Consider the following 14,701-nt stretch of genomic DNA (forward strand, 5'->3'; position numbering starts at 1 on the left):
GCGATGGGCGCTTTTGGGGCAGCAAAAGTTGGCAGCGCGTCAACGTCACCTGCAACGTGTTGTTAGATTTCATCTGAATTCGCCATAACTATAAATACGACCAACTGCTCAATACGCTTGTTCAGATCTAGAATAGAGAAGTCTGGTTCATTTCCCTCTACAAAAGCCCTAGCAACCTTGACCTTATCAGCCGTTCGCTCTTTGCCATCTTTCTTGGATCTATAGACAAGAAGGTTGGCCCATTGCCCAGATGCCACGAACTGATCCACCGATGGATGCACTCTGCGAATGACAGCCTGCAACGCCTCCTCATCGAGATAGTTTTCAACTTCGCGGCCACGAGTCACCCACGCAAAGCCAGGCCCCAAGTCGAACTCTGACTTCAATCTCTGCTTGGTTGCAGTAAGTTGGACATGCGATTTCGGCTTATCGCTATCAAAGACAATTGAAGTGTTCTGATTTAAACAGCGAATTGCTATTAGATCATCGGCAATGCTTTCGACTGCCCCCACTTCTGCGGAGATATGGCTGAACAACCTTCCACCGTAAAACATGATCGAATAATGAACCCCTTCCATCAGATCCGGACGTTTTGCGCGAATCCAATAATTCAAATAAACTCTATCGGACGGCCCCTCAACCCAAATCAAAGCATTTGCTTGCAATATGTCGGAAGCTTTGTATCCCAAATCTTTACATACTCTGACTTTTTCCGAATCGTTTCCGACGCGGTAAACCGCTGAGCCCTCCGATGACAGCGACACATGAAATATTTCAGAATCCACCGCATCCATTAGGTGTGCTGAATGCGTTGTGAACAGATATTGGTTGTTCGTCTCCGAAGCTAAGTACTTGAGGAGTTTCCTCTGCAATGCTGGGTGCAGATGTAGTTCAGGCTCTTCGACGCACAAGATGCTGTTATCGAGAACTGTAGCTGCTGATGCCAATATAATTACTTCGTGTATCCCGGTCCCCAGTGAGTGCAACGGCAGTGTTTTCCCGTCCATGTGAACGAGAATCATGTCTCGATCAAACGGAATTTCAATTTCTGCCGAACTATTTTCAAGAACCCTTTGTACAAACGTGTTTATCCGGGTAAACTTCTCTCTATCTTTACGGCTAGATATAGGGGGGTTCTGGAGTCTTGCCAGGCTCTCAATGATTCCCTCACCGCTATGATCGAGCTTGCCCGAATTTGGCTCACCAATCCGTCGAATTGCTGGGATAGTTTCTACAGCGGGGCAACGCTCGGGCACATATGCCAAGGCATGAAGAGTTTGAGGCACCCAATGTGTACGAATATTTCCTTGCTGCTGATGTGTCAGCGCTCTCCACACTTGCCCCCATTCGTGCTGTGCCAAAGCTGGGATAGCCTCTTCTACGTCTACCTGCAGCTCGAAGTTCTTATTCAGAGAGCTTCCGCCGTAAACGAACCAAACAAATTCGTCGTCGGCTTCATAGCATGACGCAATTATTTTCTTTGCAAGCTGAAAGGCCGGAACGCGTGGATCCTCAAACTTGCTGCTGAGGTATTCATCGATGGATTCTTTTGCGATCGGAAATGCAATCTTCGGATTACTTGCTGATGACACGATAGGTCGATCAAGATCGGTGAACTTATGCTTTCCATCGCTCCCAGATCTATATGTTCCGTTGGCCAGGCTCCAAAACAATGGGTATTGCTTGTTAAGAAAGTTAATTGCATTAGACTTTCCGCTGTTGTTCTGACCAATTACAAAATTTATCTTCTTCAGTGGAGCGATCTTCGCTAGCGCGCCACCAAAGCTCCTGTATCCAGAAAACGCGAATCCGTTGAGTTGCACTTCCGATCTCATCATGCCCTCGAGTGAAATCTAACGCCAAGATCAGCGGCGGGCAAATTCCTGAACGACAATTAAGAAAACTGTGCTCCCGCCCGCTGCATCTTGATGTTGGGCAGCTGTTGCCACATTCTTATGCTAGATCTTCCAATCCGCGCTCAAGCCGCGCGACAATCTTCTCCATTTGCATCGCTCTTGATCCTTTCACTAAAACAATGTCGCTTGGATGAACCAAGTCAGCTGCCTTCAATGCAGCATCGTCAGCACACTCGAAATGATATTTATGAGACTCTGGTAAAGAGTTGGCTGCTTCTGAAATACACCGTGCATCACCCCCGACTGTAATTAAGATATCAATGTTACGCTCTGAGACAATCTGGCCAACATAAGCATGCGCTTCTGAGCTTTTCTCGCCCAACTCTCTCATCTCGCCTAAAATTGCGACCTTACGCCGATTCGCACCTACTATGCTTAATGTCTGAAGTGCCGAACGGAATGAATCTGGAGCGGCGTTGTACGTGTCATCCAATACAATGATATCATCTTTAGTCCTGATAACTGTGCCGCGTTGCTCTACTGAGCGAAAGTTTCTTAAATTCCCGGCAATCTCCGAAACGGAATAACCAAGAGCTGAAGCTACTGCACATGCTGCAGCTGCATTCATTGCATGGTGATCTCCGGTTGCATTAAGGTAAATATCAACGTCGTTGACCTTAAAGGCCGTATCTTTGTTATTTATGTAGCGCAACTCAGTAATTTGAAAATCAGCACTTGGACTTGTTCCATACGTGATCACAGTTGATGGAGAACGCCCCTTGAGGAACTCGGCAAAATCGGAATCAGCGTTTATTATTGCTACTCCATTGGTGCCCAATGAAGCAAGAAGCTCGCTTTTCGCGATAGCGATATTTTCCCTGGACTTAAGTAATTCAATGTGCGACATGCCTATATTCGTAATTACCCCAATATTTGGCGTTGCAATATTGCAAAGATATTCTATCTGGCCTATGCCTCGCATCCCCATTTCCAGCACTGCTGCTTGGGTGTTTCGATCAATCCCAAAGAGGGTGAGTGGAACTCCAATCTCATTATTGTAGCTGGCTTTATTTACTTGTATATTCAAGAATGGCCTTAAGGCAGCTGCAATCATTTCTTTCGTAGACGTCTTTCCAGCACTGCCCGTAACACCAACAACGGGAATCTTGAATAACGACCTATAGAATTTGGCAAGTGTTCCAAGGGCAAGAAGGGTGTCTGGGACGACAATCTGAAGCCCGTCAACACCTTCAACACGTTGACTGACAACAGCGGCAGCGGCTCCCTTTTGGAAAGCCTGAGCAACGAAGTCATGGCCATCAAAACTTGTACCTCGAAGGGCCACATACAAGCAATTAGGAGTACTAATTGATCTGCTGTCTGTTGAAATGTCTAAAACTGACCAATCTGACTCACAAGTGGTTTGACTACTCAGTAAATTAGTTATATCCGGAAGGGGGAGGGGTTCAATGTGTTTGTCCATAGTGGTGAAGTGCAATCTCTAAATGATACTGCATGACTGAGGCGTCTGCCGAACTTGTTCTTCGACGGTTCCGCAAACCACCCCGACTTGGCCTTGCCCTTCTGCAAACCGCAGAGAGAATCGCATCAAGGCCATCCGACTAAGCAGATGCTGCAAGGGCTTTGGTTGGTCAGCTGAAAGCGGTGCCGTTGGTTCGCGGGTCAGAGAACCACTGTTCGCAACGATACATATTCTCTGGGAGTTTTGCCACGTGCAAGAGACACTTTGCGTGAGGCCTAATGCTCTTCAACTCATAAGATCTATCGCCTGCATATGCTTTCTCCCAGCGACCAATTCAGCTCTGCGACCAACTCAACGCCGTGACCGATTCAGGCTCCAGTCGTAGGGCAGGTGGATCAGGCGGTAGTCGCCCCCCAGCAGCAGCTTCTGATCCTCGGCCGGCCGGTAGCGGGCGATGAAGCGCAGAATTGCGCTCTGCTTCTCGTGGCCGGGCACCGTCGCGGCCTTGGGATCGGCGCGCGACCAGTCTTCCCCGAACCACTCAAAGATTTTTGAGATGCCCACGGTTCTGTTGGCCCGGTCGATCTGCAGCCCCACGTTGCTGGCCAGCCAGCGCTTGCTCTGATCGTCCAGCTGCCGGTCGAGCTCCGGGCCCGTGAAGGTTTCGCCGCGCAACGGCGGACAGCTCATGGCGGCGCAGACGAGGGCGGCATGGATGCGGGGCTCGTTGTATTCGCGCCGCAGGATCTCGTGCTCGATCCCATCGAGGGTGAGCTGCTGGCCCATCAGCGCGTGGCGGCGGAACTTCCACACGCCGGGAATGTCCTTGATGCTCGGCCGGATCGGTTGTTGATCAATGATCGAGCGCAGGGTGAGGGCGTTGTAGGCGTTGATCAGCAGGGCGATCTGATCGGCCTCCGGCCAGGAGCCGAAGCGCTCGGGCGTCAGCGCAGCCAGTTCCTTCAGGTAACGATCCAGCTGGGCCGGATCGCGCTGCAGGGTGTCGTAGTCCACCAGCCCCTGCGCGTCCACCACCGCTTGCAGCACGGCATTGAAGGGGGCTGGATCCAGGCGCGGCTGGGGGGCGGTGGCTGTTGCGCTGCCGCTGCTCTGGCGGAGGATCTGCTCGGCCGGTCCGCCGCCGCAGCCTGCGGCGCTGAGCAGCAGCACCCCGCAGAGCGCCAGCGACGGGACACGCCAACGAAGCGAAGCCATGGAAGCGCGAAAGCAGACCAGGGGTTTACCGCTGAGCGGACGATTCGGTTCGGTCATGGTGTTCCCCCCGCAGGCTCAGCAGCAGACCCAGCAGCAAGGGCAGCCACAGCAGCAGCCGTTCCGGGGGCGTGAGCTGCCAGTCGGGCAGCCGCGAGGGCAGCACGAAATACACGAACGCCGAGAGGCTCACCAGCCGCGCCCCCCAGTTCTGGCTGGGCACCGCGAAGGGCATCAGCCAGATGAAATACCAGGCGTGCACCACCGGGGAGAGCAGCAGCAGGGCCAGCAGGTAGCGCCAGGCGAACACCCCCAGCCGCGCCCGGCCGGCGAGCAGCACCCCCACCACCAGGAGCAGCAGCAGCCCATGCACGGCATTGGTCTGCAGCGTCCAGGGCCAGAGCCGGCCGATCCAGTGGGGCAGCCATTCGGCGCTGCGTCCGTAGCGGACGAAGCTGGAGCCGGTGGGCACCAGCGGGCAGCTGCGCAGGCCGCAGAACAGGGAGGCCCCCAGCAGCAGCGGGGCCAGCCCCACCAGGACTGTGGCCAAGGGCGGCCCGGGCCGCCGTGTCTGCCGCCAGCGGCTCCAGGCCCGCTGGATCAGCAGCGGCAGGGTGATCCACTTCAACGCCACGCTCAGGCCCAGCAACAGGTCGACCCCGGCCTGGGCGCGGGCGCCCTGGGGCCCGGGCGTGCGCTCGCTCAGTAGCCAGGCCGCCACCAGCGGCAGCAGGAACCAGCTGTCGTAATGGCCGCCGCCGCTGATGCCGTAGATCACCAGCGGATTCCAGGCGTACAGCGCCGTGCGTGCCGCCCCGAAACGCGCCGCCAGCAGGCCGCAGATCGCCAGGTCGGCGGCGGTGAAGGAGAGCTTGAACAGCAGCGCCTGCTGGGCCACGGCGGCATGCAGCCGAAACAGCAGCTGCGCCAGTGGCGGATAGATGGCGGTGGTGCCGGGATGGTTGATCTGCGGCCACCAGGGCGTGCGCAGCCCCTCCAGCGCCGCGGCATCCGGCGGCAGGTCGTAGGGGCTGAAGCCCTGCAGCTGGATCCCCCCCTCCCACAGGTAGCGCCAGATGTCGTCGCCGGGCTCCATGCCCAGCAACGGCAGTCGCGTGAGCACCGCCACCGCCCAGAACAGCGCCCGGGGCAGCGCAGCCAGCGACCAGGACAGGGCAAAGCCCGCCCCCATCACCGCTGCCGCCAGCCAGAACGGCTGTAGGTTGGCGGGGTCGAACAGATCGCCGTGGGGGCGCATCATCAACGCCCCACCGATCAGCAGCAGGGCGCTGAAGGCTTGGCGCAGCCACACCTGCCGCAGCCACATCTGCCTCAGCTCCGCCGGCAGCTGGAGTCTCAGCGCCATCGCCGCAGCCACAGCCGGCCGAGGGTGGAGAGGATCACGCTTCCCGCCCGCACACTGGCGCGCCAGCGACCGGAGATCTTTGAGTCCCCGGCCAGACGCGGCCGGTGGGAGATGGGAATCTCGCCGATGCGCAGGCCCAGTTCGATCGCCCGCACCTGCATCTCCAGCGTCCAGCCGTAACCCCTGTCGCGCATCCCCATCGCCTCAAAGGCGGAACGGCGCACCAGGCGCAGGGGCCCCAGGTCGCGGTAGCGGAAGCCCCAGCCCAGGGTCACCAGCCCTGTCGCCAGGCGGTTGCCCCAGTGCTGCAGGGGAGTGAGTGCCGCCCGCCCCAGGGCCGTGGCGGTGCGGTCGCCCAGCAGCAGGTCGTGGTCGTGCAGCAGCGGCAGGAAGCGGGGCAGCTCCTCGATCGGATCGCTGCCGTCGCCATCGCAGAACAGCAGCCAGCGCACCGCGGGGTCGAGCTCGAGGCAGCCGCGCCAGCAGGCCCTGCCGTAGCCGGGGTGCGGCTCGCTGAGCACCTCCGCCCCCTGCGCGGCGGCGATCAGGGCACTGCCATCGCTGCTGCCGTTGTCCACCACCCGGATACGGCGCAGCCCCTGGTGCTGCAGCTGGCCGATCACATGGGCGATCGTCAGTCGTTCATTGCGCACCGGAATCACCACCTGCAGGCTGTCGAGCAGTTCCCTTGTGAACGGGGGCTGGGGCTCCGGTCGGCTCTGGGATGAATCGATGGCCATGGCAGGTCTCGAGGTGTGCGCGCAGTCCCAGTGGCAGACAAGCCAGATCGGCAGGCTCGTCGATATCGGCCAGGGGGCTCTGCTCTCCCCACGACCACCCGAGTGTGCGCAGCCGCTCGCGGGTGATGCCGCAGACGGCGTCCGTGCTCCAGGGGATCGCGCGGAACAGGGAGGGAGCGAAGCGGCTCAGCGCCAGCAACACGTAGCCGCCATCGCGGCTGGGAATCAGTGCGGCCTGGTTGGCGGTCAGCTGGGCCACCGCCACCTGCAGATGCTGCACGCCGAGGCCGGGGCAATCCATGCCCAGCAGCACCAGAGGCGCTCCCGTCGCCTGCACCCGCTCATCAACGGCGGCCAGGCGCGCACCGAGATCCCCCTCGGCCTGCTCGCTCCAGGCCAGCTCCGCCGGCAGGTTCAGCCGCCGCCAGGCCGGATGGTCGGGAGCAGGCGTCGTGCACAACTCCACCACGCCCAGGCCGCTGGCACAGGCGGTGCGGATGGTCCGGCGCAGCAGCCGTTCGGCCAGCCGCGCGGCGCCGGCCGGTCCCAGGGCCGGCTCCAGCCGGGTCTTCACCTGCCCCGGGACGGGCGCTTTGGCGAGGATGACGATTCGAACAGGCGGAAGCAGGGGGTTAGCCCTCCAGGGTGGCCACCAAGGCAATACCGACCAGTGGCCCATCCGGTTTGCTGCCTGCCCCAGCCGGCCGGTTCACGCCACGGTGTTGCCGGCCAATCCGCACCACGCTGTTGCCGGTAGGTCTAGGGAAGCGCCTCCTCCATGTCTGCGTCTGGTTCACCACCATCTGGCCGGCCCCGCTGGCGCCAGCTGCTGCTGATCGCCGCCATCGCCCTGGTGGTGGTGCTTTTCTTCGCTCTGGGCCTGCACCGCCAGCTCACCCTCGAGGGCCTGCAGCGCGCCCACGCCGCCCTGCTGGAGCGACGGGCGCAGGCGCCGGTGCTGATGGCCGGGGCCTACATGCTCCTCTACGTGCTGGTCACGGCCCTGTTGCTGCCGGGCGCCGCGGTGCTCACCCTGGCCGGCGGGGCGATCTTCGGCCTGGGGCTCGGCACCCTGCTGGTGTCGATCGCCTCCAGCGTTGGCGCCCTGCTGGCCTTCCTGGTGGCCCGCACCCTGCTGCGCGATCTGGTGCGGCGGCGCTTCGGCCGCCAGCTGGCGCCGATCGAGGCGGGCGTGGCGCGCGATGGGGTGTTCTACCTGCTCAGCCTGCGGCTGGCGCCGGTGTTCCCCTTTTTTCTGGTGAACCTGCTGATGGCGCTGACGCCGATGCGGGCCGCCAGCTTCTATCTCACCAGCCAGATCGGCATGCTGCCCGGCACGCTGGTGTACGTGAACGCCGGCACCCAGCTGGCCCAGCTGCGCGGCCTGGGCGGCATCCTCAGCCCGCCGCTGCTGGGCTCGCTGCTGCTGCTGGCCCTGTTCCCCTGGCTGGCGAAGGCGGCCACCCGCCGCTGGCAGATCTGGCAGCTCTACCGCCCCTGGCGGCGCCCCCGCCACTTCGACCGCAACCTGATCGTGATCGGCGCCGGCGCGGCAGGACTGGTCACCTCCTACATCGCCGCCACGGTGAAGGCGCGGGTGACCCTGGTGGAGCGCGCCGAGATGGGCGGCGACTGCCTCAACACCGGCTGCGTGCCCAGCAAGGCACTGATCAGCTCGGCGCGGCTGGCGGCCCGCATGCGTCGCGCCGACCGCTACGGCCTTGAGCCGGTGGAGCCGCGCCTGAGCGTGCGCCAGGTGTTCGCGCGGGTGGCCGCCAAGGTGGAGGCGATTGCGCCCCACGACAGCGTCGAGCGCTACGAGGGGCTGGGGGTGGAGGTGCTGCGAGGCCAGGCTCGGCTGCTCGATCCCTGGACCGTGGCGATCCAGGGGCCCGAGGGGGGGGAGCACAAGCTCACGGCGCGCGCGATCGTGCTGGCCACCGGCGCCGAGCCGGTGCTGCCTCACTGTCCGGGGAGCGATACGGTGCCGCTGCTCACCAGCGAAACGGTGTGGAGCTGGCTCGGCAGCTGCGCCCTGGAGCGGCCGCGGCTGGCGGTGCTGGGGGGCGGGCCGATCGCCTGCGAACTGGCCCAGGCCCTGGCCCAGCTGGGCCTGCCGATCACCCAGATCCAGCGCAGCCAGCGCCTGCTCAGCAAGGAAGACACGGACGTGGCCGCCGAGGTGCAACGGGCCCTGGAAGCTGACGGCATAACCCTGCTGATGGGCACCACGGTGCTCGGCTTCGAGCGCCAGCCCGGCCCCCAGGGCGCGATCACGGTGCGGCTGCGGCAGGGGGAGGAGGAGCGGGCGATCGTCTGCGATGCCGTGCTCTGCGCCCTCGGCCGCCGCGCCCGGCTCTCGGGCTACGGCCTTCAGGAGCTGGGCATCCCCACCGGCGCCACGGTCACCACCAACGCCTTCCTGCAGACCAACTACCCGAACATCTACGCCGCCGGCGATGTGGCCGGACCGTTCCAGTTCACCCACACCGCCGCCCACCAGGCCTGGTATGCGGCGGTGAACGCCTTGTTCGGCAACCTGCGCGCCTTCAAGGCCGACTACCGGGTGATCCCCCGTACCACCTTCACCGAACCGGAGGTGGCCACGGTGGGGCTCACCGAAGCCGACGCCGCTCAGCAGGGCATCGCCGTGGACGTGACCCGTTTCCCCCTGCACGAACTCGACCGCGCCATCGTGGAGAGCGCCGAGCAGGGCTTCGTGAAGGTGCTCACCCAGCCAGGCAGCGACCGCATCCTGGGCGCCACGATCGTGGGCGAGCACGCCGGCGAACTGCTGGCCGAGTTCGTGTTGGCGATGACCTGGGGCCTGGGGCTGGGCCGGATCTTTGCCACCATTCACGCCTACCCCACCATGGCGGAGGCCAACAAGTACGCCGCCGCCAGCTGGAAGAAGCAGCGGGTGCCCCAGCACCTGATGCCCTGGCTGCGCCGCTACCACGCCTGGCGACGGCGCGGCTGAGCCCCCCGAAGCCCTCCCGTTCATCCCCCTGCACCCTTCCATGGCCAGCCCCACCCACACCAGCAGCGCCGACGCCCCTTCCACCGACACCAGCTGCTGCAGCCCGGCGGGCACCAGCACCCCTGACACCAGCACCACCGACGTCAGCCGCGGCGTGCAGGAGTACTACGGCGCCACGCTCAGCAGCAGCGCCGACCTGCGCACCGACGCCTGCTGCGACGCCAGCAGCGTGCCCCAGGCCCTGCGTCCGCTGCTGGCCCGCATCCATCCCGAGGTGCTGTCGCGCTATTACGGCTGCGGCCTGGTGGTGCCGCCGCTGCTGGAGGGCCTGCGGGTGCTGGATCTGGGCTGCGGCAGCGGCCGTGATGTGTACCTGCTGGCCCAGCTGGTGGGGCCCGGCGGCGCAGTGGTGGGGGTGGACATGACGCCCGAGCAGCTGGCGGTGGCCCGGCGGCACCAGCAGCACCACGCCGATCAGTTCGGCTTTGCCAATGTGACGTTCCTGGAGGGCCGCATCGAGCAGCTCGATCAGCTGCCCCTGGAGCCCGGCAGCTTCGATCTGGTGATCTCCAACTGCGTGGTGAACCTCTCGGCCGACAAGCTGGCCGTGCTGAACGGGGTGCGGCGCCTGCTCAAGAGCGGCGGTGAGTTCTTCTTCGCCGACGTGTACGCCGACCGGCGCGTGCCCGAAGCCCTGCGACGCGATCCGGTGCTCTACGGCGAATGCCTCAGCGGCGCCCTCTACTGGAATGACTTCCTGCGCCTGGCCCGCCAGGCCGGCTTCGCCGATCCCCGCCTGGTGAGCGACCGGCCCCTGGAGATCACCGATGCCGAGCTGGCCGCCCGCACCGGCGCCATCCGCTTCTTCTCCGCCACCTACCGGCTGTTCCACCTCCCCGAGCTGGAGGATGCCTGCGAAGACCACGGCCAGGCGGTGATCTACCGCGGCACGATCACCGAGCACCCCCACGCCCTGCCTTTCGACAAGCACCACTGGATCGAGGCCGGCAAGGTGTTTCCCGTCTGCGGCAACACCTTCCGCATGCTCGAAGGCAGCCGCCTGGCGCCCCACTTCAGCTTCATCGGCGATTTCAGCCGCCACTACGGCCTGTTCGAGGGCTGCGGCACGGCCCTGCCGTTCGACGGGCCTGCGGCGGCCACGTCCACAACGAGCGGCGCCTGCTGCTGATCGGCGCTGCCGCTGCGCGGCCTCTGACCGATGCCGACCGCTTCAGTGGGAAACAACCTCTGAGGCCCGCCGGCGCTTGATGGTGTCACCCAGCCGGCGCAGGTTGGCCTGCACGACGCGCCACTGGGCGAGGGTGTGCAGAACGATGAAGGCCAGGAAGGTGTAGGAGAGCCAGAAGTGCAGGCTGCGGCCCAGCTCCACCATCGCCTTGTTTTCAGGAAACAGATCGGGAATCACGAGGCCGAAGAAGGCGACATTGCCTGCCTTGAACGAATTGGACAGCAGCAATCCGGCCAGTGGAACCACCACCATGAAGCCATACAGGAGGGTATGGAGCAGCATGTTGCGCCACCATTTCGGGCTCAACCGAGGCAGGTGCCGGGTGTACTTCTTCCACCACACCTGCAGCAGCACCACGATCCGCCAGAGCAGCAGGGCGATGGTGAGCAGGCCGATCGATTTGTGGATGTCATAAAGAGAGCCACGAAAAGACACCTCGCGACTCAGCTGGGCCATGAAGGCGCCGCCGCTGAACAACAACAGATAGAGCCCTGCCATCCACCAATGCACCGACATCAGCCGCTGAAAGGCCGAGGTGAGCCGTGGTCTTCGGGGTGTGGTGAGGTCTTGGTTCATCGGGTGGATCTCAGCCAGCGGAAGGGCCTGATGGGTGCGGCTGTGCCATCGGCAACCAACCGCGAACTCCGGTGTAGCCAGATTATCTCCACTTGACACACACCGCTGTTCTCCTGGCTTGCTGTTCTCCAGGCTCGCAGTCTGCCGTTGGCACTGTCCGTCGGGCTGGCTCTTCCCCATTTGCGTTGACTGCACTGTTCACTGCAGCAGAGTCAACAACTGTGGTGCAGTTGCGGTGATGTTGTTCACCTTGCCATGGCTTGCGCTGTGGCGTTCATGGATCGGCGCATCCCGCGAAGGGCGTTGGAATCACGGTGATCTGCGCCGGCCGCCTGGTGCAGCGGTGGCAACATGGTCGCAATCATCCAGCGCTCACATGTTCAACCTTCCCCAGCGCCTGCAGTCGCTGCGCATGGTGGCGGCACTGAGCGGCTTTCTGCGCAACCCCGACCAGCTCGACAGCGTGTTTGCGGTGGCGCGGAGTCTGCAGAACAGTCCGCTGTCCAATCAGATGCACCGCCATCTGCTCGCCAACCCGCAGATGGCGGCGTTGGTGGCAGAAGGCTGGCGACCGCAACCGCTGGACCTTGAGGCGCTCGAAGCCATGCCGGTAGGCAGCCTCGGCCATGCCTATGCCCGGCACCTGAGCGAGCAGGGCCTGTCCCTGGAGGCGCTGCTTGACCCTGCGCCGATCACCTCCGCGTCCGACTACCTGGTGCACCGCCTGCGCGAAACCCACGACATCGTGCATGTGCTCACCGGCTTCGGCACCGATGCGGTGGGCGAGCTCGGACTGCAGGCCTTCAATCTGGCCCAGGTGCGCTCCCCGCTGGCAGTGATGCTGATCTTCGGCGGCCTGCTGAAAACGCTCCAGGACGATGAACCGATCGCCCCGCTGTTGCAGGCCTTGAGCAACGGTTTTGCCATGGGCCTCTCGGCCGGCTGCCTGGTGATTGCCCAGCGCTTTGAAGACCACTGGGAACGCCCATTGAGCGACTGGCGCCAGGATCTGGGCCTTGCGGCGCTCAACGCCTGAAGCCTGGGCCCGGAACGCCGCCGCCGGCCGCCGGCCGACGCCCGACGTGCGGGAAACGCTGCAACGACACTCACCAGGCCCCGGCCCCGGCACTGCCAGCGGCAGGAAACAGGCGCAGACACGGTTCACCGCTGCACCTCACCACCTCGCTTCGCGGCCATAGAGACCTTGCAGAGGGGTAGCAGGCACTACCACTGGTGCCGTGCTTGAACGGGCCACCGCCACTAGTGTAGGGGAGGTCGTTTTCTGAGCATGACCCAGCTCCATGATCTGCGGCTGAGGCTGTTGGTGCAGCAGGAGAGCGAAAGGATCGCCCGGGGCCAGCCCGATGAGCTCGATCTTTCCGTGGTGCAGGCCCGTTGCCTCTGCTGGCTGGCCCTGCTCACCGAAGCGCACGAGGAGCAGGCCGGCGAGGCGGAGCGGCGCGGTGACATGGAGCAGGCGATGAGCTGGTTCGCCGATTCGATGCGGCTGCGCGATGTGATTCAGGTGGTGAGCACGATCGAAATTCCTTTGCCTGCCGCCCAGGTGGAGGATGGCGACCTCTTCGGTGACGATGATTTCACCGGGGATTCCTGTATCGATCTCGCTTGACGGCACAGGTTGGCGTCCAATGGCATGATGGTTTGAGAAGAACCAAGGGAGCGCGGTGCCCGAAGAGCCCTGCCAATGCCCTGATTGTCAGCGTTTCTATCGGGAGCACGACCGACTGATCCGCGAAAATCCCAGCCTGCGCCAGCAGCAGGAGCTCAACTGGGCTGCCCTTCAGGCCTTCCGCACCCTGGCGGGCCGCGTGCTGGAAGAGCTGCAGAAAACCCACGGCGACGACGCCACCGATGCCGCGGCTGCCACCGCCGGTTCCGTTGCGCCCGATGCCCAGTCGCCTGACGACGACGCGCCGGAGCAGGACAGCCTGCAGCAGGCGATCAGTGACCTCGAAAACATCAACGCCCACCTCTTCTCGATCGAGGCGCTGATGGAGCGCATCTTTGATGTGCGGGTGCCGGAGGAGGTGGAGCAGAAGTTCCGGGAAACGGCCGGTGAGCTGGCTCCCGATCCGCTCAATGCCGATCGCCTGCGCCTCAATCGCCTGCTGCACCAGACCCCCGATCTGCCCGATCGCAGCTGAGCGTCAGTGTTCGCTCGGCCCGGTGCCGCCGCTGGCCCGGCGGCAGAGCCGGGCGGCCATGCCCTCCTCATCGGCGGCAACGCGCAGCAGCTGAAACGGTGGCAGCCAGGCCAGGTGCTCCCGCAGCTCCTGCTCCAGCAGCAAGTCGTTCTGGCCGATGCCGCCGCTGAGCGCGATCGCGTCCACCCCGCCCAGGCTGGCGGCCATGGCACCGATGCCCTGAAGCAATCGGTGCAGAAACACCTCCAGCGCCAGCTGGGCGCCGGCGTGGCCCGCCGCCGCCGCCAGCCGCAGGCTGCGCATGTCGCCGCTCAGTTCCGAGAGCCCCCGCAGGCCGCTTTCGTGCTGCAGAGCGTGATCGAGCTCAGCAGCGCTCATGCCCTGCCGTAGGCGATCGAGCAGCAGGCCGGGATCCACCGAGCCGCTGCGGCTGGCCATCACCAGCCCCTCCAGCGGCGTGAAGCCCATCGTGGTGTCGATGCTCAGGCCGTTGCGCACCGCCGCCAGGGAGCAGCCCGCCCCCAGGTGGCAGCTGATCAGCCGCGGCACCGCCACCACTTCGCTCACGTGCTGGTGGTTGAGCCCATGAAAGCCGAAACGCCGCAACCCCTCGGCGCGCCAGGCGGCGGGGATGGCGTAGGTGAAAGCCGCCCGCGGCAGGGTGCCGTGAAAGGCGGTGTCGAAGCAGGCCCACTGCGGCAGCTGCGGCAGCCAGCGCATCATCCAGCGGATCACCACCAGCGCCGGCCCGTTGTGCAGGGGGGCCAGGGGCACCAGCGCCTCCAGGGCCGCCTCCTGCGCCGGGGTGATCCAGGTGGGCTCCGTGAGCGCGGCACCGCCGTGCACCACCCGGTGGGCGGTGAGCAGCAGGCGCTGACGCCACGGGGCCAGCGCCTGTGGCAGGAACGACGCCAGGACCTCGTCCGCTGCGGCGGGATCCCAGGGGCGCTGGTCCTGCCACAGCCGCGTGCCGGCCGGGTCGATCAGGCAAGCCTTGAGGCTGGAGCTGCCCACGTTGAGCACCAGCACCAGATCGGCGGCCTGCGTTGCGCTGGGCTCCATCGCGGCCTCCGG

The 14,701-nt window shown here is 63.6% G+C and carries 13 protein-coding genes; 5 read left to right on the top strand and 8 right to left on the bottom strand.

The window, feature by feature from the left end:
- Positions 1-62: 62 nt before the first annotated feature.
- The 6 genes from KBZ19_RS08375 to KBZ19_RS08400 form a co-directional block, all read right to left on the bottom strand.
- Positions 63-1,823 carry an AAA family ATPase gene (locus KBZ19_RS08375; protein WP_255100571.1) on the bottom strand — a complete coding sequence of 587 codons (1,761 nt, stop codon included), beginning with the start codon at positions 1,821-1,823 and terminating at the stop codon, positions 63-65.
- 130 nt (positions 1,824-1,953) lie between these two features.
- Complete coding sequence (gene murF / locus KBZ19_RS08380) at positions 1,954-3,339, bottom strand: UDP-N-acetylmuramoyl-tripeptide--D-alanyl-D-alanine ligase (RefSeq protein ID WP_255100572.1); 1,386 nt, start codon at positions 3,337-3,339, stop codon at positions 1,954-1,956.
- A 351-nt stretch (positions 3,340-3,690) separates the two neighbouring features.
- On the bottom strand, positions 3,691-4,554 hold the full coding sequence (locus tag KBZ19_RS08385; protein WP_255100573.1) for a DUF547 domain-containing protein: 864 nt from the start codon (positions 4,552-4,554) through the stop codon (positions 3,691-3,693).
- Between the two features lie 25 nt (positions 4,555-4,579).
- Positions 4,580-5,917 (bottom strand): hypothetical protein, encoded by a 1,338-nt coding sequence (locus KBZ19_RS08390; RefSeq protein WP_255100574.1) that lies wholly within the window; start codon positions 5,915-5,917, stop codon positions 4,580-4,582.
- The gene (locus tag KBZ19_RS08395) at positions 5,908-6,657 is read right to left on the bottom strand and encodes a glycosyltransferase family 2 protein (protein WP_255100575.1); all 750 of its coding nucleotides are present in this window, start codon (positions 6,655-6,657) and stop codon (positions 5,908-5,910) included. The genes KBZ19_RS08390 and KBZ19_RS08395 overlap by 10 nt, the downstream gene beginning before the upstream one ends.
- Entirely contained in the window at positions 6,560-7,336 is a 777-nt protein-coding gene (locus KBZ19_RS08400; protein ID WP_255100576.1) for a TIGR04282 family arsenosugar biosynthesis glycosyltransferase, read from the bottom strand. The genes KBZ19_RS08395 and KBZ19_RS08400 overlap by 98 nt, the downstream gene beginning before the upstream one ends.
- Positions 7,337-7,435: 99 nt before the next feature.
- On the opposite strand from KBZ19_RS08400, the gene KBZ19_RS08405 reads away from it, so the two are divergent.
- Both KBZ19_RS08405 and KBZ19_RS08415 read left to right on the top strand, forming a co-directional pair.
- Positions 7,436-9,637 (top strand): FAD-dependent oxidoreductase, encoded by a 2,202-nt coding sequence (locus tag KBZ19_RS08405; RefSeq protein WP_261346240.1) that lies wholly within the window; start codon positions 7,436-7,438, stop codon positions 9,635-9,637.
- Positions 9,638-9,677: 40 nt separating this feature from the next.
- The gene (locus tag KBZ19_RS08415; RefSeq protein WP_255100577.1) at positions 9,678-10,826 is read left to right on the top strand and encodes a methyltransferase domain-containing protein; all 1,149 of its coding nucleotides are present in this window, start codon (positions 9,678-9,680) and stop codon (positions 10,824-10,826) included.
- Positions 10,827-10,868: 42 nt separating this feature from the next.
- Here KBZ19_RS08415 and KBZ19_RS08420 read toward each other — a convergent pair whose 3' ends face one another.
- Positions 10,869-11,462: a cytochrome b gene (locus KBZ19_RS08420; protein WP_255100578.1), complete on the bottom strand. Its 594-nt coding sequence runs from the start codon at positions 11,460-11,462 to the stop codon at positions 10,869-10,871.
- A gap of 376 nt (positions 11,463-11,838) precedes the next feature.
- Between KBZ19_RS08420 and KBZ19_RS08425 the strand changes: the two genes are divergently transcribed.
- The 3 genes from KBZ19_RS08425 to KBZ19_RS08435 all read left to right on the top strand — a co-directional run bounded on the left by KBZ19_RS08425 (position 11,839) and on the right by KBZ19_RS08435 (position 13,627).
- Positions 11,839-12,498: a Coq4 family protein gene (locus KBZ19_RS08425; protein WP_255100579.1), complete on the top strand. Its 660-nt coding sequence runs from the start codon at positions 11,839-11,841 to the stop codon at positions 12,496-12,498.
- A 252-nt stretch (positions 12,499-12,750) separates the two neighbouring features.
- Complete coding sequence (locus KBZ19_RS08430) at positions 12,751-13,092, top strand: hypothetical protein (RefSeq protein ID WP_094513784.1); 342 nt, start codon at positions 12,751-12,753, stop codon at positions 13,090-13,092.
- A gap of 55 nt (positions 13,093-13,147) precedes the next feature.
- Positions 13,148-13,627, top strand: a complete 480-nt coding sequence (locus KBZ19_RS08435; protein WP_255100580.1) for a hypothetical protein — start codon at positions 13,148-13,150, stop codon at positions 13,625-13,627.
- A gap of 3 nt (positions 13,628-13,630) precedes the next feature.
- Here KBZ19_RS08435 and KBZ19_RS08440 read toward each other — a convergent pair whose 3' ends face one another.
- Complete coding sequence (locus tag KBZ19_RS08440; RefSeq protein WP_255100581.1) at positions 13,631-14,689, bottom strand: acetate/propionate family kinase; 1,059 nt, start codon at positions 14,687-14,689, stop codon at positions 13,631-13,633.
- Positions 14,690-14,701 lie beyond the last annotated feature (12 nt).

The organism is Synechococcus sp. L2F (assembly GCF_024345695.1).
In the GTDB taxonomy this organism is placed as follows: Bacteria; Cyanobacteriota; Cyanobacteriia; order PCC-6307; family Cyanobiaceae; genus MW101C3.